Annotated in this window: 18 protein-coding genes; 4 read left to right on the forward strand and 14 right to left on the reverse strand. The window is 47.8% G+C overall.

The window, feature by feature from the left end; genetic code table 11:
* Positions 1 to 141 precede the first annotated feature (141 nt).
* The 4 genes from KNP99_RS09545 to KNP99_RS09560 all read right to left on the reverse strand — a co-directional run bounded on the left by KNP99_RS09545 (position 142) and on the right by KNP99_RS09560 (position 4,466).
* Positions 142 to 1,227: a site-2 protease family protein gene (locus KNP99_RS09545; protein WP_215193191.1), complete on the reverse strand. Its 1,086-nt coding sequence runs from the start codon at positions 1,225 to 1,227 to the stop codon at positions 142 to 144.
* 99 nt (positions 1,228 to 1,326) lie between these two features.
* Positions 1,327 to 1,878: a maltose acetyltransferase domain-containing protein gene (locus tag KNP99_RS09550; RefSeq protein WP_483299361.1), complete on the reverse strand. Its 552-nt coding sequence runs from the start codon at positions 1,876 to 1,878 to the stop codon at positions 1,327 to 1,329.
* A gap of 123 nt (positions 1,879 to 2,001) precedes the next feature.
* Positions 2,002 to 2,886, reverse strand: a complete 885-nt coding sequence (locus KNP99_RS09555; protein WP_214893368.1) for an SDR family oxidoreductase — start codon at positions 2,884 to 2,886, stop codon at positions 2,002 to 2,004.
* 227 nt (positions 2,887 to 3,113) lie between these two features.
* Positions 3,114 to 4,466, reverse strand: a complete 1,353-nt coding sequence (locus KNP99_RS09560) for an FAD-dependent oxidoreductase (protein ID WP_214766414.1) — start codon at positions 4,464 to 4,466, stop codon at positions 3,114 to 3,116.
* Between the two features lie 421 nt (positions 4,467 to 4,887).
* Between KNP99_RS09560 and KNP99_RS09565 the strand changes: the two genes are divergently transcribed.
* Together KNP99_RS09565 and KNP99_RS09570 are read left to right on the forward strand one after the other, a co-directional pair.
* Positions 4,888 to 5,505 (forward strand): YitT family protein, encoded by a 618-nt coding sequence (locus KNP99_RS09565; protein ID WP_215193193.1) that lies wholly within the window; start codon positions 4,888 to 4,890, stop codon positions 5,503 to 5,505.
* A gap of 72 nt (positions 5,506 to 5,577) precedes the next feature.
* Positions 5,578 to 6,138: a GNAT family N-acetyltransferase gene (locus KNP99_RS09570; protein ID WP_088838107.1), complete on the forward strand. Its 561-nt coding sequence runs from the start codon at positions 5,578 to 5,580 to the stop codon at positions 6,136 to 6,138.
* 410 nt (positions 6,139 to 6,548) lie between these two features.
* Here the strand turns inward: KNP99_RS09570 and KNP99_RS09575 are convergent, their stop codons facing one another.
* From KNP99_RS09575 to KNP99_RS09620, 10 genes are all read right to left on the reverse strand, one after another.
* The gene (locus tag KNP99_RS09575; protein WP_215193194.1) at positions 6,549 to 7,244 is read right to left on the reverse strand and encodes a phosphotransferase family protein; all 696 of its coding nucleotides are present in this window, start codon (positions 7,242 to 7,244) and stop codon (positions 6,549 to 6,551) included.
* Between the two features lie 13 nt (positions 7,245 to 7,257).
* Complete coding sequence (locus KNP99_RS09580; protein WP_215193195.1) at positions 7,258 to 8,634, reverse strand: hypothetical protein; 1,377 nt, start codon at positions 8,632 to 8,634, stop codon at positions 7,258 to 7,260.
* Positions 8,631 to 9,548, reverse strand: coding sequence for an FTR1 family iron permease (locus tag KNP99_RS09585; RefSeq protein WP_088838100.1), 918 nt, complete (start codon positions 9,546 to 9,548; stop codon positions 8,631 to 8,633). The genes KNP99_RS09580 and KNP99_RS09585 overlap by 4 nt, the downstream gene beginning before the upstream one ends.
* Before the next feature lie 16 nt (positions 9,549 to 9,564).
* A complete protein-coding gene (locus KNP99_RS09590; RefSeq protein WP_088838098.1) occupies positions 9,565 to 10,305 on the reverse strand; it encodes a hypothetical protein in 741 nt (246 codons plus the stop codon).
* The gene (locus tag KNP99_RS09595) at positions 10,302 to 11,033 is read right to left on the reverse strand and encodes a glycosyltransferase family 2 protein (RefSeq protein WP_088838097.1); all 732 of its coding nucleotides are present in this window, start codon (positions 11,031 to 11,033) and stop codon (positions 10,302 to 10,304) included. Before KNP99_RS09595 ends, KNP99_RS09590 begins: the two co-directional genes overlap by 4 nt.
* Positions 11,030 to 12,463: an alkaline phosphatase family protein gene (locus KNP99_RS09600; RefSeq protein WP_088838095.1), complete on the reverse strand. Its 1,434-nt coding sequence runs from the start codon at positions 12,461 to 12,463 to the stop codon at positions 11,030 to 11,032. The genes KNP99_RS09595 and KNP99_RS09600 overlap by 4 nt, the downstream gene beginning before the upstream one ends.
* The gene (locus tag KNP99_RS09605; protein WP_214845954.1) at positions 12,460 to 13,323 is read right to left on the reverse strand and encodes a lysylphosphatidylglycerol synthase domain-containing protein; all 864 of its coding nucleotides are present in this window, start codon (positions 13,321 to 13,323) and stop codon (positions 12,460 to 12,462) included. Before KNP99_RS09605 ends, KNP99_RS09600 begins: the two co-directional genes overlap by 4 nt.
* On the reverse strand, positions 13,302 to 14,222 hold the full coding sequence (locus tag KNP99_RS09610) for an NAD-dependent epimerase/dehydratase family protein (protein WP_214766422.1): 921 nt from the start codon (positions 14,220 to 14,222) through the stop codon (positions 13,302 to 13,304). The genes KNP99_RS09605 and KNP99_RS09610 overlap by 22 nt, the downstream gene beginning before the upstream one ends.
* 24 nt (positions 14,223 to 14,246) lie before the next feature.
* Positions 14,247 to 15,431 carry a hypothetical protein gene (locus KNP99_RS09615; RefSeq protein WP_214845956.1) on the reverse strand — a complete coding sequence of 395 codons (1,185 nt, stop codon included), beginning with the start codon at positions 15,429 to 15,431 and terminating at the stop codon, positions 14,247 to 14,249.
* Positions 15,432 to 15,584: 153 nt separating this feature from the next.
* Positions 15,585 to 16,118, reverse strand: coding sequence for a type III secretion system chaperone family protein (locus KNP99_RS09620; protein WP_088838088.1), 534 nt, complete (start codon positions 16,116 to 16,118; stop codon positions 15,585 to 15,587).
* A 205-nt stretch (positions 16,119 to 16,323) separates the two neighbouring features.
* Here KNP99_RS09620 and KNP99_RS09625 point away from each other — a divergent pair, with 205 nt between their 5' ends.
* Together KNP99_RS09625 and KNP99_RS09630 are read left to right on the forward strand one after the other, a co-directional pair.
* Positions 16,324 to 18,780: a CoA-disulfide reductase gene (locus KNP99_RS09625; protein ID WP_215193196.1), complete on the forward strand. Its 2,457-nt coding sequence runs from the start codon at positions 16,324 to 16,326 to the stop codon at positions 18,778 to 18,780.
* Positions 18,781 to 19,262: 482 nt separating this feature from the next.
* Positions 19,263 to 20,708 carry an alanine/glycine:cation symporter family protein gene (locus KNP99_RS09630; protein ID WP_214808349.1) on the forward strand — a complete coding sequence of 482 codons (1,446 nt, stop codon included), beginning with the start codon at positions 19,263 to 19,265 and terminating at the stop codon, positions 20,706 to 20,708.
* Positions 20,709 to 20,834: the final 126 nt, after the last annotated feature.

Here is a 20,834-nt window from a genome sequence, read left to right on the forward strand (position 1 = left end):
TACTCAGACTAGTCGCTTGGGTCGGCAGATGCAAGAAATCACTCCAGGCAATGTGCAAAGAGGAACTGTTCTATCCTTGTGACGAATCGGTATGAAAACAAAAACACTCCGACAACAGTACAGTGACGGAGTGTTTGCGCGTTAAGAGGGTAACGGTAAATAGCCTTTTGAGTATTCGAAAGCGAGGAAGAGAATCGCTCCGAGTGCCAAATAGGCAACTAACGTAATCGCTTGTTGTTTTTTCGGCATCTGGTGGTACTCAACCGATTTTTCCGCTTCAAGCAACGGTTCGATGCGTTGGTCGAGTCGACGCAGCAAGGCATCGTAATCATTCGCCGAATCATATTGATAGCGTAAGAGTTCGTCAGCAGCTGGTTTTGCTTCTTCCGGACTTGCACTCCGCAGACTTTGCAAGTCATGGCGTAAAGTCCATGCAATCGGATCATAGCTCGATGTAGCGGAGACTGTAGTCTCACCTGAGTCGAGTTGATCGCTCTCAGCCGGTTCAGCGATTGGCTGTTGTTCCTGTTCCGCTTTTGCTTGTAAAACACGGTTGCGGGCTGCCCGGTACAACATCAGGACGGATTGATTGTCTTCGTATTGTTTCGCAAAACGGTACCGTTTCCAGACGGCACTGCCGCCGAGGAAAGCGATCAACAATAAGATGATGCTGAAATGGGTGAGACCGTAGGCAATCAGGGCAGCGAGTCCTGCAATCCAGACGACGATCGGCAGACCAGCTAAAATCCGTCCGCCATCGAGCGGACTGACCGGGAGTAAATTGAATAGATTGAGCAGGGCACTTAAGTGGAAGATAACGAGCCAAAAATCATTTCCTGTCACGGCATATCCAATCAAAAGCGGGATAAGGGAGAGCAGTCCGGCGAGCGGACCCCCGTAGGCTAAGATTGCTTCTTGTTTCGGCGTTCGGAATGTATCTTTGATCCCGATGACGGCCCCCATGAACGGAACGAAAATCGCTGGTCCCGTCTTAAAACCCAGGCGTTTTGCAGCAGCTAAATGTCCCATCTCATGAATGAACAATAGGTAAAGCAAACCAACACCAAACCAAACACCAAAAATTTGGGCATAAAAGAGAAGCGAAATACCGAACGAAATCAGCGTTCCTCCGAACTTCGAAAATTTTAAGAGTGCAAGGACGACCTTTCCTTTCGAGAGCAAAAATGCTCCGGCGACGGCAAGGCCTCCCCAACGTTTTTTATCCATCATGAATTCCTTCTTCCATAAATATGACGTTCTGTCTCTAGTGTACGCCAAATTAAGAAAAAAAGTTTCATTTGCCGCCGGTTCAGTCTGTTTCCCATATCAAATCGTTTTGAGGATCTTAGCAGGGTTTCCACCCACGACCGTATTCGCAGGGACATCTTTAACGACGACGCTCCCGGAAGCGATGACCGCATTATCGCCAATCGTCACACCGGGATTAATGACAGCTCGTCCGCCGATCCAGAGGTTATCCCCGATGACGACGGGTTTGCCGAATTCATACCCACTATTTCGTTCGACAGGATCTAACGGATGCGTCGCTGTATAGATGTGGACGCCCGGAGCAAGCATACAGTTGTCACCGATCGTAATCGGGCAAATGTCGAGCAGCACACAATCGTAATTGGCATAAAACCGGGCGCCAAGCGTGATGTTGTAGCCATAATCACATTTAAAAGACGGTTCGATGTAAAAATCCGTTTGTTCCGTCCGGAAAAGTTGTTGCAGGAGAGATTTTCGGTCGGGCAGCTCTTCGATGCTCAGTTGGTTGAATTGATGACAAAGCATCTGCGCCCGTTTCCGGTCCGCCACGAGCTCCGCATCCCCGGCTAAATACAACTGACCTTGAATCATCTTTTCTTTTTCTGTCACATGAATCATCTCCTAACGGTATGTATATCTTCATTAGACTAAATCGGACGGGGAGAAGCAACTGATACCAAAAAAAGCGGTTTTGATGTCGCCATCAAAACCGCTTTTTACTCTGGCATTCAATTAAGCAAGTTCAATTCCGCCTGTCACACCATAAATTTGTGCCGTGACATAACTGGCATCGTCAGACGCGAGGAAGACATAGACGCTCGAAAGTTCGACCGGTTGACCACTTCGTTTGAGTGGTGTTTCTTGTCCGAATTCCGGAATGTTTTCGCTCGGTTGACCACCTGAGATTTGAAGTGGTGTCCAAATTGGACCCGGTGCGACCGAATTAACGCGGATGCCTTTTGGCGCAATTTGTTTCGCGAGGCCGCGTGTGAATCCATTGATGGCAAATTTCGTTGAGGCGTAATCAAGTAAGTTCTCACTCGGATTGTATCCTTGAACAGAAGTTGTCGTGATGATCGAAGCGCCTTCTTTTAGAAGTGGGAGAGCGGCTTTAACGACCCAAAACAGCGAGAAGACATTAATTTCATATGTTTTCCGCAGTTGTTCTGTTGACAGATCCATGATGTCCTCGACAGCTTGTTGTTTTCCGGCGACGAGTGCAAGGATGTCGAGTCCGCCAAGTGAATCATGTGCCTCTTTGACAAGTTGCTGACAGAACGATTCGTCACTTAAATCACCTGCGAGTAAGTACGCTTTTTGACCAGCTGCTTCGACAAGTGCTTTTACTTCTTCTGCATCTTGTTGTTCTTCCGGGAGATAGTTCAGGAAGACATCTGCTCCTTCACGGGCATAAGCAATCGCAGCAGCACGTCCGATTCCTGAATCACCGCCTGTAATCAACGCTTTCTTACCTTTTAGTTTACCTGAACCTTTGTAGCTTTCTTCTCCACAATCCGGAACGGGTTCCATTTTTGCCTGGACAGCCGGTGGCTCCTGATACTGTTTTGGGAAATCATCGTTGAAGTGTTGTGTAAGTGGATTTTTAGACTGTGACATGAACTGATTCCTCCTAGGTAGTGGTTTGATTTGCATAAGAAATATGTTCCCTGTCATTTCACGTTTAAACGTCAACTTATTAACCAAGTGAAGTTTTTATTAGAGCGAAAAGGCTGCTCGATAAGGCTATAGCAACAAATAACTGAATGCGAACGAAGAGCGAATAAAAAAATCGGAGTCCACAGGTGTGAACTCCGATTTTTACTAAAGATAAGGTGGATGAGCGATCAGACGCGTTCTGCTGTCAGCTCTTTCATCCCTTGTAGAGCTGCTTGATTCAGTAAGTTCCACGGTTTGTTGTAGTGCGGTTGGAAGAAGAAGTCGACGAAGGCCAGTTCTTCAAGCGTCATTTCATTTTGAATCGCGACCGATAACGTATTCATCGCTTGCGTCAAATCGACCTTCGAAATAATTTGGGCCCCGACGACGCGATGAGAGTTTTGTTCAAAAACAAGTTTGAGTTGGACGTCTTCTGCAGTCGGCATAAATTCAGGTCGATACGCATCTGTGACGGTCGTACTCATGACTTCTAGTCCAAAGAATGGAGCAGCATCTTCCGTGACGCCGGTCGACGCGATATTTAAGTCATATAACCGGAGACCGGACGTCCCTTGCGTCCCTTGGTAACGAATCGTCGGGGCAAGTAAGTTTTTCCCGACGAGCGTTCCCATACGGACGGCATTCGTCGCGAGTGGGATATAGGCATGTGTCCGGGCCGGATTGTAGTAGACGGCACAGCTGTCACCGGCAGCAAAGATATTCGGATTACTCGTCCGCATATAGTCGTCGACGATGATGGCACCGTTCGGTAACATATCGATTTGTCCTTTTAAAAGCTCCGTACTCGGACGGAAACCGACACAAAGAATGACGAGATCCGTTTCGAACGTTCCTTTGTCCGTGACGACTTGTGTGACGTTGCCGTCTACGCCGGTAAAGCTTTGGACAGTCTGGTTCAACTCGAGCTGAATGCCGCGATCTGTCAATTCACTTTCAATGATATCCGTGAATGAACGATCGAGGTATTTATTTAAAATCCGGTCGGCACTGTCGATGAACGTCACTTCTTTGCCGTATGCTTCAAACGCTTCAACGAGTTCAGCACCGATGTAGCCGGCACCGACAACTGTAATCCGCTCGGCATCCGTTGCTTTTTTGATGATGGTTTGAGCATGGTGGTAGTTTTTACAAAGTTCGATTTGATTCAGTTCAATGCCCGGTAACATCGGAATGATTGGCCATGAACCTGTTGTCATGATTAATTTGTCGTACGTATCGTGAACGGTTTCACCCGTCAGAAGATTTTTCGCAAGAATCGTTTGGTTCGTACTATCGATTTCAAGGACATCATGTTTCAAGCGCATCGTTGCTCCGAGGTCAGCCAGCTCGTCAGGTGAAGAGTAGAAGAGTGACTCGGCATGCTCAACGACGCCACCGACGTGAAGGGCAATCCCGCAAGAGAGAAATGAAACGTTATCGTTTCGTTCATAGACTGTGATTTCAAGGTTTTCGTTCGTTGCCGTAAGCTCTTTGACTGCTGCTGTTCCTGCATGTGTACAACCGATGACTGCTACTTTCATGAGTAAAGTCCCCTTTTTGTTTAATTGTGATATTAATCACATTCGATTTGATAACCTTAGTGTAATACTTCACAATGTCGGTTTCAAGTAGTTTGTTCATAATTGAGCATAGTTTTGTCTGGATTGTGAATTTGTGAACAAAGAGGTAATGACTTATAACGTTTTTGTTAAAAGTCCGTAAAAATGTTTTAGTTTCTGAAGTTCGGGTTATAATAAGATGGAGAACTAAATGAAAGGGTGGAAACCGATGGATACCGAGAGGACCGATCATCTATTTAGCTTACCTGATTTTTAGCATCGCTGGTCTTACGTAAACAAGACAGTAATGGTTAAAAAAATCAGGGAGAGCGAAAATAGATGAATACCCAAACGGCAACAATAAAACCTCTCCCATGGAAGATACGGGAGAGGACAATAAAACATGAAACGAATCGCAACCATCTTAGCAGGAACGTTACTTATGGCGTTCGGCTACTATACTTTGAATGAACAGTTTGGATTAGCAGAAGGCGGATTTATCGGGTTATCTTTATTAGGACGGTATTTCTTTGATATCAATCCATCGATTTCGATGATCGTGCTCGACATTCCATTCTTTATTGGAGCACTTTATTTTAAAGGAAAACGCTTTGTCAGTGAGGCACTTGTCTCAGCAGGTGCACTATCGCTCTTTTATGAGATGTGGCATCAGCTTGATTTGTTCCATTTCCCGGAACAGGCCTGGCCGGCAACGTTAATCGCCGCCATTGCGAGTGGGATCATCACGGGATACGGACTTGGTCTTGTGTTGAAGAGTGGTGCTGCGACCGGTGGTGACGACCTTTTATCAATGGCCCTTAGCAAAGTGACAGGTTTATCGATCGGGACGATTTTATTTAGTCTCGATGCAATTGTTCTTGTCATTTCACTCGTCTACTTGCCAGTCAGTTTGACGCTTTATACGTTACTTGCAGTTGCCATCGCGGGACGCGTCGTCTCAGTCATGACACGCGAACCGGTTACTGTACCAGTAGTTAGACCAGCGCCACAACTGAAATAAATAAAATCCTTCCTGACATCAGGAGGGATTTTGTTTTAGGATAAAAAGAGATAACGAGAAGGGGGCTACCCAATGATTAGACAAGCGACTGCGGAAGACGCCGATCAAATCGCACCATTGATTGAACAGGCGATTCATGAAATTGCCGAGACACTGACCGGAACGCAGGAAAAGGAATTGATTTTGGAACGGCTTGCGCTGTTTGTGACGCAAACGGGAAACCGGTTAAGTCACGAGAACATTCTCGTCAAGGAGCTCGATGGGCGCGTCGTCGGCATCGTCATCGCATATGCGGGAGTGGATGCAGCGCAGTTGGATGAACCGATTAAACGTCAGCTCCTCGCGTGGACAGGTCAAGAGATACAAATTGATCAAGAGACGGAAGGAAACGTCTTTTATCTCGATACATTGTCGGTCGATCCGGCATATGGCGGAAGAGGAATCGGGTCTGAGCTGTTGCAGGCAGCAGCGGACGAAGGGGAGAAGCGTGGATTACGCGCGTTTACGTTAAATGCCGATCAGACGAATGCTGGGGCGCAACGTCTCTATCGACGTCTTGGATTCGTCCCGGTCAAGACGATTGAAATCAGTGGCGGACAATTTGATTACATGGAACGACCGTATGCAACTTGAATGATGAGTGAAGTACTTTGAATTCATTTCAAGATTCGTTGATACGCAGACAAGACTTCGCTTTCCGCGGGCGAAACGTGAGCCTCCGCGTCGTCTGCGCGACTTACGGGGTCTCACCTGTTCCGCTTTTCCCGCAGGAGTCTTCGTCTTGTCTGCTTCTCAACGACGTTTTGTTAAGCTGTTAAAATCCATCCATCAAGAATCTGAAATCAAAAAATCACTCGCTTCACGCGACTCCTACAGGAAAAAGCGCAAGACGACTTGCGCTGTCAGAGACAAACAAGACCCGATTTTCTGCCTCATGGAGGCAGGAAAACTGGCTTGTGTCTCGCCTGAGGAAAGCGCGTGGAAAAGAGTGATTTTTTATTTTCAGATTAATTAAGTGGCGATGATCTGTGACTCGTTGGATATCACTTTAAAAAACGCTGTAACAGAACGGATTCGACAGGCGTAATCTGCTCTTTCAAGCGGGAAGCTGCACACAGCCGTAAACAAGCCTCGAATGCGGTGACTTTTCTGATGCGCTTAAAATAACAGACACGATACAAATGACTGAGGATGAATCGGGAAATGCATTCTGCCGGATTTCGTAAAGACATTCGTCCTCCATAGCGAATCAACAAAAAAGTACGGGCGACGTCCATCAGTGGATTGCCGATGGAGGCATCCATCCAATCGATGACATAGACGTTTTCTTTAACAAGCAACAGATTATACGGGTGAAAATCACCATGACATAAAGTATGTCCCGCTACAAGTGTAGTGTGAGCGGGATACCGTTCTTGAAGACGCGGTAACCCGCCGACGGATAACCTGTGAAGGTGCTGGTGTAAGGTGACCATGATCGTCATGTAGCGGAGAATCCGAACGGGATGACGTTTCATCAAATCTCCGAGCGCTTCACCCTTTAAATACTCCATTCGAATGGAATGATCAACTTGATTATAAACACGAGGTGTCATCGGAAAGTGGTTCTGGATGGACAGATGATTTTGAAATTCCTGCTGGACCGCTGCATGCGGAACGTGTGCGTGAAACTGCTTTCGAACAATCGCCGCAGTTTCTTTTTGAATCGTTGCCGTGTTGCCGGTTCCAATGATACTCATCCCAATCCGCTCCTTATCGTAAGATCATCCGGTACAACCGCGCCTCCGCATCCTCCGGTTCAAACCGGGGGTCACTCGTGAAGCGGAAAACCTCCGTCACTTCAATCGATACATCTGCCACCCGCAACTGTTTGAGTAATCGTCCGGTCAGGTAAACTTCCGCTGATTTAGGCTCCGCCCGCCATTTGCTGACAGATCCAATCGGAACGATCGTAGCGTCAGGACGTGCCATCAAAAACTGGCGGTCTTCTTCATCCGTAAAGATGGTCGCTGACGCCGGTAAACCGGTAATGGCATCCGCCAACTGGATAGTTGCCGGTTCAATTGTCGCTTGGCGGTACAAGGCGATACTTCCCATCACCAATTGAATACATAAAAATGGGACGAGCCAACGCACTGACAGATGGCGAACAAGCAGGAAGACGAGCAGTAAGACGAGAGGTAAAACATGGCGTGGTTTATCAATGTTTTGGGCCAACCAGACCCAAAGGAAATAACCAGTACCGGTGACGCTCCACCAAAGAGGAAGCGGACGGATTCGTTGGCAGAACAAGAATAGCCCTGAAGCAAGACCGAGCCAACTTGTAAATCCTAAACCATGCCAAACGATTTGTTTGAGTGTCAATCCAAGTCGTTCAATCAACGAGGCTTCGTCCGTTTGTGCCGTACCGCCCCAGTCCGAAAAGTGACCCGTCACGAAACTGAGTGACAATTGAGCGAAGGACGCGGGTCCCCCGACCGAGAAGGCGACCGGTAACAGCCAGGCAAGTTGTGCCAGGAGTAACGTCGCCAGTTCGGACAGGAGTTGCCAGTAGTCTTTTCGGGTTTGCCAAAGTAAAAAGAGTAACACGATTCCGAACGGCGCATAGGATAATCGTGTTGCCATCAACAGTCCGAATAAGAGGTACGGCAAAAGACGGAAATGACCGTGCCGAGCACGTTCGACACTCCACATGAACCAACAGAGGACACCAAGTGCAAGACCGTCCGACATCCCGGTCGCAGAGATGACGACGAGTGAAGCAACCGAGATGACAGTGAAAGCAGCTAGTAAACGTGCCGTATCAAACGACTGACGTTTTAACAGCAAATATAACGGAATCAGTCCGCTCGTGAAGCCAAGCGTCGAGACGATGCCAAGCGCACGGACGGGTTCAAGCCCGAGTCGTGTGAGACCTGTCGCGAGTAAGATGAAAAACGGGTACCCCGGAAAATGTGGCTGCAAATTCGCCAAATCATACTGTCCAACCGCTAACGTAAAGTTGGCGATGTCGTAGCTTGCGACAAACGGGCTGACCAGATAAAGATGAACACCCAGCAATAGTGAGATGGCGAAACAGAGCGTGAAAAAAAGCGATCGTCCAAGTAGACGATCGCTCCGAACGGTCAAGAAACCTCCTGAAGTTTTTTGGCTGCTTTTGGTGTTCGATTTTGACGCATCAGCATGAAACCGGCAAACGCGAAGTAGCCCCACCAGGCGATCACTTGCTCAAGTGATGGATTATGGCTGTAGCCGAACATCGCACCCATAAACGTACCGATTTGTCCGCTGATTAATGTCGGATTGCCTGTATCGCGCAAATATTGAATTTGGTCGATGTAGTGTTCCGGCATAAACCCGACGATGTTATACAAGGCTGCCGGTGTTCCATCGGCGTTCGTCAACAGGCTTCCGAGCAATCCAAGGTCTTGGAAACGTCCAATCGTTTGGACGAGCATGCCGGCAGCAATAAACAGAATCAGGATGCCTGTCACTTGGAAGAAACGTTTGACTGGAATCTTCATCGTTCCGGAAACGAACAGGTAACCGAAAATGAGTGCGAGCAAGAGACCAGACACGGCACCATAACTCGTCAAGACTTTCTCGATTTCACCGCCGGAAATGGCAGCGAAGAAGAAAACCGTCTCGATGCCTTCTCGGACGATGACGAGGAACGAATGGATGATCATCGTGATGGCACTGCCTGTCGAGACCGCCGCCGCGACTTTTGCCTGCGAGGCCTGTTGGTTTTCTTTCGCCTCTTTCCCCATCCAGAGCACCATGTGTGTCAGTAAGATGACGGAGATCATCATAATACCAAGACGCAAGTACGTGTCGCTACCGAAGCTTGCGAAACTCGTAAAGACGACTTGGAATAAAAAGGCGACACCGAGGCTCGCGAGCAGCGCAAGTCCGACTCCGGCATAGACCCATTTTTTATATTGCGGTGCGTTGAGTCGATCGAGATAGCCGAGAATCAAACCGACGATCAAGACAGCTTCGAGACATTCACGAAGCGTAATTAAAAACGCTTGAAAATCCATCGTCCTTCCTCCCTAATCAGTGATGTTGACGTTTCTTTTTTCGTTGACCGATGATGACGATGACGATTAGAACGATGACAAGACCAATCGCAATCGTTTTCCAAATCTCATCTGTTCCGAAGGATTGTCCGAAAATCGAATCCTCTTCTTCAAATAAACCGGTTTTTTCTTCTCCGGGTAAAACGAATAGTGGTGTAATTGTATCTTCGATTAATGCAATGTTTTGATCAAATGTTTCTTTATCACTCGCTTTTTTCCCGACTCCGAACAGTCCGGGGTTCCCGAGCGCAGTAAGTGCATCGTCAAACGCAGTATACAATGCATCGGACGTTTTTGCATCTGTGCTTTCTTTGACATAAGGAGCAAGTACATCATATGTGCCGCGTGCTTTCGCAAGTAACAGCTTCGCCTGTCCGAAGTCTTCGAACTGCTCATCCGCAAAATGAAGACGACGTTCGATGTTTTGACGTAAGGCAACGCGATACGCCTGTTTGGCATTCTCTGCGTCTTCTTCCGCTAACGCAGCATCAATTTTTTCCTTCGCTTCAGGGAAGTAAAGTTTAAATTCTTTATCATACGCGTCAATCGTTTCCTTCGCAAGTGCATAATCTTTTTGATCGAGCTGTTCCTCAAATTGTTTATAAGCTTCCGCAAAAGCTTCTTTGCCCGGGTCACCATAGCTGTAAGCAAACGCCGATAAAGGAGTCGCGAGGAGACAGAAGAAAACAACGACCGGAAGGACTAAACGTTTTATCATCCGAGATGCTCCTTTCGTTCAAAACGTTCTTCAATCGGTAGTGCAACGATTGGTCGACGCCACTCTTTGTAAATGGCAGGGACCACACGTTGAATATAGTTCAAGCGGATAAAAGATTTTCCTGATTCACGTACCCGGTAACGAATCGGTACTTCTTTCAGACGGAATCCTTTACGAACGAGGTTCAACGTCAAGACTTGCGCGTAGTTGTAATCGTGGATGATTTCCGCGTGTTTGCAAGCAGCGCGTGAGAAAGCACGCATCCCGCTTTGTCCGTCATGAATTTTTCGTTTCAGTAAAACACATTGAAGCCACGTAAAGACGTGATTCCCAATATAGCGATAGAGGCGCATTCCGTCAATCGTCCCGAGGAATCGTGATCCGAAGACATAATCCGCATCGTTCGCTAAGATCGGTCGAACGACGTCCGGAATTTGATCGGCCGGGTACTCGTTGTCCGCATCAATCATCACGGCGACGGTCGCATCATGGTCATAAGCGCGATACAATCCTTCGCGGACCGCAGCGCCAAGACCACGATTTTGTTCGAACCGGTAGACTTGAGCACCGTTCAGGGTTGCGACGGTCGATGTAGCATCGGTCGATCCATCATCGATGACAATCGTTTCGACGGGGATTCCGTCAATCTCATCCGGGATTCGTTTTAAGACGAGTGGGAGAGAGGTTTCTTCATTGTGAGCCGGAAGGAAGACGACGATTTTCTTCATGAGCGTTCCTCCTTAAAAGCTTCCGTCAACAATACGCCACGACTGTCGTGCGGGATATCGGCACCAAGCAACTTCGTAATCGTTGGTCCAAGCGACAGGATATGCCGGTGTGTATCGACCTTGCGACCAGCATGAATGTGTTTGCCATACATCCAAAATGGGACGAAACGTTCTCCTTCGTCGAGGTGACCATGCCCGCCGATCCCGTCGGCTTGACCATGATCGGCCATGACGATCAGTGTCGCATCGTCTAACTTACCGAGACGATCGAGTTCTTCACAAAACTCTGCGAGTAGCGCATCGGCTTCCTCGATTTTTTGAATATATTCCGAGTAGAGCGTCCCGCGACTATGACCGGTTTGATCCGTTCCGATTAATTGGATTGCAAGCAAATCCGGATCTTCTTCGTGAACGATTTGCTTGGCCCGTTCGATGATGTTGCGGTCGGCGACATCATTATGCATGACGGCTGTCACGGTACTGACGTCGGTCGAACCGAACGCATCGACGAGGTGGGCAATCCCGAGAATCTTGCCGGATTTATTGACGGCACGCAACCGGTCGAAGACGGTATCCGTTTTGACACCGGTCGTATTCCAGACCATGTTGGAATGAATTCCGTGATCTTCCGGACGTGCTCCCGTGAACATCGAGCTGAAGCAGACGACTGTCCGGGCCGGGTAGACGGTTTCCATATTCGTATATTCCGTTCCTTCTTGACGCAATCGCTCGAGAAACGGAGTGTTCGCAGCCATGTATCGGTCTTTTCGCATCCCGTCGACAATCAAGACGTAGACTTTGTCTGAAGTCGGCAAGCTGACGTCTTTTGTCGGCTCAGTCGGAAGTTTCGGTTTCCAGTCGAAGAGATAATGGTGGAGAATCCAAGCAAATAGTAACAATCCGGCAGGGAACAAGACGTACGACCAGTCAAAGGTCGGATTGATTGACGCTGTTTGCCAGTAGGCAAGTAAGAGTGCGACTTTCGGTAGTTGTTCTTGCGCGTTACCACTCGTCGAGTCACTGTTCTTGAGGACGAGTTTCCAAAAACGCGTGAAGTTGAGCCAGTCCGTTCCAATCCGTAAATGGTAATAAATCGTTCCCCAGAAGAAAATCGTGAAGAAGAAATAAAGACCTGCTCCGTAAGCGAATAGGGGCAGGAGCCGTGTATCCGTTCCTTCAAGGAATAACCAGACGATGACGGGCATCCATAAATAATTACGAAGGAACAGCGGGAAATCAAATTTCCAGTACAGTACGAATAAAGGCAACGTCACTAAAAATCCGAAGCCGGCACCGCTCAGTGTCTGTTGGAACAAAAGGCAGTAGCTGAGGAAGACACCGATTGTAAAAATCGGGGTGAATGGTTTTCCTTCATTCAACAGATTCCACATACGGGCTGCGACTTTTTCAAAACGTGAAGCACTTTTCATGAAGATCCTCCTTTCTGTTGATTCTTGAATTGGCGAAACAGTAATGTGACACTACGGTGATGTCTGACCAAAAAATACAAAGGTGCGATGAAGGCGAACGCATATTTGAACGTGTGCGTCATCAAGGCAAGTTCATAAGGATGGTCGACGCCTGCCGTCTGTAGAACCGTTCCCATGGCGAGCTCATACGTGCCGAGACCACCGGGGGTGAATTGAGCAATTCCGGACAAGACACCGGCACTCATCGCGATTAAGACGAGGGGGAAGGGAAGGACAGCGTTCACGCCTAAGAATAAGCAGTAAACGGCGCCCGCTTCCAAACACCAAGCGAGTGTGCCATACCCGATTAATGCGTACATCGTCCGTAAAAAAGGGCGGACGACGACTAAGGCGAGTACACCGAGCACAATCGCGATACCTGCAGGAAGAGCTGTTTTCGTCGCGAGCAAGCCGAGCGAGACGAAGAGTCCGAGGACGACCAAATCAATGCCGCGCTGTGCGACAAGGATTGCCGTTGTCCGTTTTAAGGGACTAGCGATGGCACGTGCCGTCAGCAGGCGAACACCTTCGCCGAGTTTGACGGGTGACAAGTGATTGACGGCAAGGCCGAGATAGAGGCTCGTCAAATAGATTGGCAAGGGTGCCTGCCGCTGATCAGCCACGCACCAGGCGACAGCGCGGACATAAAAAGCACCTGCATACAACAAGCTTGCGAGTAGCGTCCAGTAAGAGCGTGAAAGGGTGCGCAAGTAATCATAGAGGACAGGTAACTCGAGCACGAACCGAATTAATAAAAAAACAACCGCAAGCGTCAAGAGGACGCTTGCGGTTGTACGGATTACATGCGCCCGAGATGCCATGTAATCATCCGCTCGAGTCCTTCATTCAAGGTAACGGAGGGCGTGTAGTCGAATGCTTGTCGTGCAGCTTCCGTATTACTCCATGTCATCGAGACATCTCCTTCTCTTTGCTCGGTGAACGTTACCGGAACACCGTATCGCTCACTGAGGGACCTGGCAATCGTTCGGACCGACTCCGGTCGATTCGCCCCTAAATTATAAGTCCCGATTGCGCGCGCTTGAAGTGCTTGTTCCATCCCGCGTGTAATGTCATCGATGTACGTGAAGTCGCGTACCGGGTCACCGAACACGACAAGTTCTTGACCACGAAGCGCTTGTTCGATGAAGCGGTAAAGCGCCATATCCGGGCGCCCGGATGGTCCGTAGACCGTAAAGAAGCGGAAGATCGTAACCTGTAATCCATATAGGTTTTGATAGGCATTACAGAACGTCTCGGCACTATACTTTGCCGCGGCGTATGGACTGACGACTTGACCGGTCGCCTGCTGTTCGCTCAACGCACCTGTCTGCTCCCCGTAAACCGAAGAAGAAGAGGCAAACAAGACTTGCTGAATCTGATGTTGTTTTGCCGCTTCAAGGACGGTCACCGTCATATCGATATCTTCTTTGATGTAGCGATGCGGCTCACGTAAAGATCCGGGAACGCCAGGTAAAGCAGCAAGATGGAACAGGGCATCGAATTGACCGGATGAACACCAGGCATCGAGTTCGACGTGGACATCTGCTTCACAGATGTTTACGCCAAGTCGTGTCAGCTCCGCTGCCCGTTCGCGTTTCAAGTCGCTTGCATAATAATCGGTGAAGGCATCGATGATCGATACGGTATGACCACTAGTACGCAAACGAGTTGCAAGTGCAGCACCGATGAAGCCAGCGCCACCCGTAATTCCGATGTTCAAAGGAAGTTCCTCCAATCGTCTTGCTTAGTTGAACGTATCGAGCGCATCGACGATTTTTTTGCTCACCGTTTCCGCTTCTGCGTCATTTTTTTCGATGAGATCGTACCATGTGTTAGCGTCAGCAAGAACAGCGTCTGCCTCTTCTTTACCGAGACGATTTTCGAGGGTCGGCTTCATCGCGATGACGAACATGTTTGCTTCCATCGCTTCGACACGTGCTGTATCGACATCTTTCGCTTCGAGTGCTTCCATTGCTTCTTCATGGTAACCGACGATTTTCTTCGTCAATGCTTTGGCGAAGAGACCTTCGATCTCTTCATAAGAGACGTCTGCTGGTTTTGTTTTTGAGAAGTCGTATTGTTCTTTTAGTTTTGCAACGGCGGCTTCATCGCCACCGGCAAGTGATTCCTCGATTGCGAGTAAGAATCCGTAGCCTTCTGCTTGTTCCATTTGTAACTCTTGTTCGTCGGCACCGGATTTAGCGCCATCCTCGATTTTTTGTGCATAACCGAGTGCTGCGAGATAGAATGAACGGTAAATCGACTTATCCGTCAACTGTTTTGCGACTTTAAAGTCAGCGACGTTTTCAGCCGAGATGGCGTCTTCTTGTGCTGCGAGACCGGACGTGATCGCTTGTGCGATGGCTTCTTCGTTTTTGAAGTCATAACTCGCATCGCGCTTTTCGGCTGTCGGGATGAAGACAGTTTCCGCCATGTTTTTGATATTTCCTAACGTCGCCATGGCGTCATCCGTTTTTCCGGCCACGACTGCTTCTTCTGCTGTTGCTTGCATTGATTTTTGGAGTTTATAGAAGTAAGACTGAAGTCCTTTATCGACAAGCTGACGGGCAATGTTCTCATCCAAATCCTTTGATTCGACGCCTGCGAGGGCAGAAGTGACGACTTGTTCGATTTCAGGAGCGGCAGTTGCGACGCCACCTTTTAACTTCGATTCATAACTCGTCTGGACCATCTTCCAGTCGATGGCTTGTCCTTCTTTCGCTTTATCGAGTTCTGTCTTGATTGAGCTGAAGATTGTCAATTCATCCGTTAATGTCGTTGCGGCGATTCCGGCATTCGTATTTTTATCAGACGTTTGCTCCGTTTTGTCTTCTTTTGGAGCTGTCGTTGTTTCTTTTTCATCCGTTCCGCAAGCTGCGAGTAATCCGGCTACCATAAAGAGTGACGCTACTTTAAATCGTTTTTTCATCTGTCTCATTCCCCCAGGAAAAATAAAATTATCTACAAAATGATGTCGTTTTCACAATTCTCACTATAACGAGAATAATTCTCATTGTCAATTGAACTTAAAATAAAAAAATGGCTCCAGAGAGAACTCCGGAGCCATTTTTTAAAATATAAATTATTGAATTTGGTCATACAATTTCGTTAAATACGCGTACACTTCGTCAGAAGCTTGGAACATCATGACCGAGTGGCCGAAGATGGCAGCCGGGTTGAAGCCGTGATCTAAGTCGATTGTTGAAGCAATCGTTACGTCGCGATCGCTATCGAGGACGACGCGGAAGTACTTGAACTCTTGGTTGAAGTCATTGATTGCGTTTAAGATAGGAAGATCTTCGACACCGTCTGGAACGTGCGTAACGGTACGAGCGAATAACTCAACGTCCGTCGTCGTTTTACTGAAGACGATCATCATCATCGGCTCAGCGCCAGCTGGTGTTTTTTCTTGTGTCATAAAGAAGACGTGTGTTTCATTTTCACGTGCTTCCATTGGAATGCCTTTTTCGACTAAGAACGCTTGGAATGCTTCCAAGTGTTGTTGTTGAACTTCCGTTACCCCGTTTTCGTTTGTTCCTTCTTGATTACGTTCTGGGTGAAGCGGTGTGACCTTGTTGTCCTCATTCGTTTCGTTCGAGTTACGGTCCTGGTCCATTTTAAATCCCCCTTATAGATACTGTAATCTCAGTTTCAAGCATTTTAAGAGGAATTGCAACTAATGTCCGTTATCATTTAAAGAAGAAACAGTTTGAAAATAAGACAAGTATGTGAAATGTAGAGCAAACTACTTGAAACCACATACCTTAATGGGTATATTGTAAAGCATAGAGAGTACGATTCGATTTAGGAGGAAAACAGACATGAAAACAATCATTGTTGGTGGAGTAGCAGGTGGAGCGACCGCTGCAGCACGATTACGCCGGTTGGATGAAACGGCGGAAATCATTTTGTTAGAACGTGGAAAAGAGATTTCGTTCGCGAACTGTGGATTACCGTACTATATCGGGGATGTCATCAAAGACCGGAACAAGCTACTCGTCCAAACACCTGAGGGGATGCATGCCCGGTTTAACTTGGATGTTCGGAATCTGTCGGAAGCGATTCAAATCAATCGTGAACAAAAAACGGTCACAATCCGTAAAGTCGATACAGGTGAAGAATATGAGGAGTCATATGACAACTTAATTCTTTCACCAGGAGCAAAACCGATGCGTCCATCAATTCCTGGTATCGAAGAAGCGACGAACATCTTTACGTTACGTAACATTCCGGATACGGACCGGATGCGTCAATATGTCGATGAGAACCGTCCCGCACGTGCCGTCGTCATCGGTGGGGGGTTCATTGGACTCGAAATGGCAGAAAACTTGGTCGAACGTGGTGCGAAAGTCACATTGGTTGAAATGATGGATCAAGTCATGGCACCGGTCGATCCGGAAATGGCAGCCATCGTCCATGAACATCTACGCGCAAAAGGGGTCGAGTTGATTTTATCGGATGGTGTCGCCCGCTTTGAAGAGGCAGGGAGACGTGTTGTCTTGACGAGCGGCAAGACGATTGAAACGGAAATGAACATCTTGTCGATTGGTGTCATGCCGGAAAGTAACCTTGCGGCGGAAGCAAAACTTGAGTTGGGAATCAAGAATACAATCAAAGTCGATGACACGTTACGGACATCTGATCCATCGATCTTTGCGATTGGTGACGCCATCGAAGTGAAAGATTACGTGACAGGAGAGGCGATGCATGTTCCACTCGCGTGGCCGGCGAATCGTCAAGGGCGTCTCGTTGCAGACATCATCGCCGGACGCGACGTCAAATATACAGGTGCGCTCGGTACAGCCGTCGCAAAAGTATTCGATATGACGGTCGCTTCGACCGGAAATAACGAAAAACGGTTGAAACAGTCTGGTCGCCGCTATGAAGCGGTTCATCTCCATCCGGGTTCGCACGCCGGTTATTATCCGGGTGCCAGTCCAATCTCAATGAAACTCTTGTTTGATCCGATTGACGGAACGATTTACGGCGCGCAAGCGATTGGGATGACGGGTGTCGAAAAACGGATTGATGTCTTAGCGACGGCAATCAAAGGCGGCTTGACGGTCCTCGACTTGCCAGACCTTGAATTATCATACGCACCACCGTATAGCTCGGCGAAAGATCCCGTCAACATGGCAGGATACATCGCTTCGAATATCGTGTTAGGGGACAGCGAAAACGTCCATTGGCATGAAATTGATCAAATCGTCGCAGCCGGCGGATTGTTACTCGATGTCCGTGAACCGTCTGAAAATGAACTCGGTTCGATTCCGGGCTCGGTCAATATCTCATTACCGACGCTTCGCACGTCCCTCGACGAGCTACCGAAGGATCAGCCGATCTACGTGACATGCCAAGTCGGATTACGGGGATATGTCGCAAGTCAGCTCCTCAAACAAAACGGCTTCGACGTGAAGAATTTGAGTGGCGGATATAAAACATGGGCGACGGTCAATCGCGATCAAGAAGCGCGAAACCAAGCACGGGAGGAAACAGCAGTGACGACGATTAAAAGTGAGCCGAAACAAGCCGTGAAAGCAGAGCAAATCACGCTGCTCGATACATGTGGATTACAGTGCCCGGGACCAATCGTTGAATTAAAAACAAAGATTGATCAACTGCAGGACGGAGACCAAGTCTTCATTAAAGCATCGGACCCTGGTTTCTTACCGGACGTCCAGGCATGGGCAACAAAGCTCGGACATACCGTCCATACGGCAGAAATGAATCAGGGAATTGTCGAAGTCTTACTTGAAAAAGGGCAAGGACAAACGGAGCAACACATGACATCGGCACCTGTCGCAAAAGCAGATGACGCGACGATGGTCGTCTTCAGTGGAGACCTTGATAAAGCACTTGCGTCATTCGTCATCGCACAAGGTGCACAAGCGATGGGCAAACAAGTCACGATGTTCTTCACGTTCTGGGGACTGAATGTCATTCGTAAGCCGGATGCACCAGCCGTCGACAAAGCACCGATGGAACGCATGATGGGGATGATGATGCCGAAACATGCCGGTGATCTTCCATTATCCAACATGAACATGGCAGGCGCCGGTCAAAAAATGATGAAAAAAGTCATGAAGGACAAACAAGTCGATGCGCTAGAGACGATGATGGCAAAAGCGCAAGCAGCAGGCGTCCGAATGATTGCGTGTACGATGTCGATGGACATCATGGGGATTAAAAAAGAAGAATTGTTAGATGATATCGATTATGGTGGGGTCGCAAGTTATCTTGGTGCGACAGACGATGCCAACTTAAATCTATTCATCTAATAAAGAATCGAAAAGAGCCCTTCCGCGAAAAGTGGAGGGGCTCTAAGTGTTTGTCTAAAGATGGAGGGGGTGACTAATTCAGATGAACATCCATCCTTGTGACGGACGTTTCCTTGTCCCATAGGAGTTGAGGATGGACGTTTCCGTCCTCCGTTAATCGAAATGGCCGATGATTCCACTTCCACGGAATCATCGGCCATTTCGATGTAAATGCTTCTTTTTCACGATGGCTTAGTGTGTATTTGGGACACGCATGAAAAAGTCCTGATTCCGTTTAATTGGTAGCCGTCCCTCCTTTTGAGTGAGGCCGTTCTTTTTTTGTTCGTAAACGAAAAACCTCACATCTAATGTGAGGAAATGGATAGAAATGCCTCGTAATCAGAAATTGACTGATACAACTGTATTTGATTTTTCAAAAAAACTTTCGTATTATAGAACACATGTGAAGAAATGTTACATAAGAGAGAAGTGGGGGAGCCTGTATGGAGAAACAACTGATGGATATCGTAACGAATATTAGTGATGTATTATGGTCGAGCGTCCTGATCATCTTACTTGTTGGCTTAGGCATTTATTTTACGATTCGCATGGGATTCGTCCAATTCCGGATGTTACCTGAAATGTTACGGTTACTGTTCCAGGGAACAGATAAAGGAAAGGATGGCGTCTCACCATTCCAAGCGTTCGCGATCAGTACGGCGGCACGTGTCGGGACCGGGAACATTGCCGGTGTTGCGACAGCCATCGCACTAGGTGGACCCGGTGCCGTCTTTTGGATGTGGCTGATTGCCTTGATCGGTTCAGCTTCAGCATTCGTCGAAAGTACACTTGCTCAAATTTATAAAGTCCGTGATGAGAAGGCATGGCGTGGGGGCCCTGCCTACTACATGGAAAAGGCGCTTGGCCAACGGTGGCTCGGAATCGTCTTCAGTATCTTGATTACAATCTCGTTCGGGTTTGTCTTTAACTCGGTTCAATCGAATACGATTTCATTGTCACTTCAAAGTCAGTATGGCATCGATAAGATGTGGATCACGATTGCACTCGTTTTATTAACATCACTCGTGATTTTCGGTGGAGTGCGTAGTATTGCGACGGTCTCTGCATTCCTTGTTCCGATCATGGCGGGCGGATACATTTTAATCGCCCTCTTCATTATGATTACGAATCTTGAATTGTTGCCAAACGTCTTCGGCTTGATTTTCCAAGAGGGACTTTTAGAGTTCAAGACGCTTGCTGGCGGAGCAATTGGTGCTGCAGTTCTTAACGGAATTCGCCGTGGTCTGTTCTCGAATGAAGCCGGTATGGGTTCTGCTCCGAATGCTGCTGCGACGGCTGAAGTGTCACACCCCGTCAAGCAAGGTTTGATTCAATCGTTCGGTGTATTTGTTGATACGTTACTCATTTGTTCATCAACAGCGATGATCATCCTCGTCAGTGATGTCGCGACGAAAGACGCGAACGGAAAAGCAGTTGCCGGGATCGAACTCGCGCAAAACGCACTCTCGACTCAGGTCGGAGTGTTTGCGACGACGTTCATGGCACTTGCGATCTTCTTGTTCGCATTTAGTTCAATCATCGGAAACTATTATTACGGTGAATCGAACATCAGCTTCATTAATGACAATAAAACACTGATGATGGCTTACCGTGTCATCGTACTCGGGATGATTGTCTTCGGTTCAGTCGTACAGACGGCAGGTCTTGTCTGGGCGCTTGCTGATATTTTCATGGGCTTGATGGCAGTCGTCAACTTGTATGCGATTTTCCGCTTATCTAAAATCGCGAAACTCGCACTTGATGATTACCTCGAACAACGAAAAGCCGGAAAAGATCCGCGCTTTTATGCGAATTCGATTCCGAACTTACCAGGTAAAGAATCTCTTGAGGCTTGGGAAACGGACGAATCAAAAGAAAAAGCGATTTAATCAAAAAGAACCGGCATTTTGCTGGTTCTTTTTGCATGTAGACAACGTGCTATCAGAAGGTGAGAGCGTTTTTTTTCGTTGCTTTTTAGTACGCAGATTCTAAAAAAATTACTAAAGCATCGAAAA

Source organism: Exiguobacterium sp. s95 (genome assembly GCF_018618655.1).
GTDB classification, from domain to species: domain Bacteria; phylum Bacillota; class Bacilli; order Exiguobacteriales; family Exiguobacteriaceae; genus Exiguobacterium_A; species Exiguobacterium_A oxidotolerans.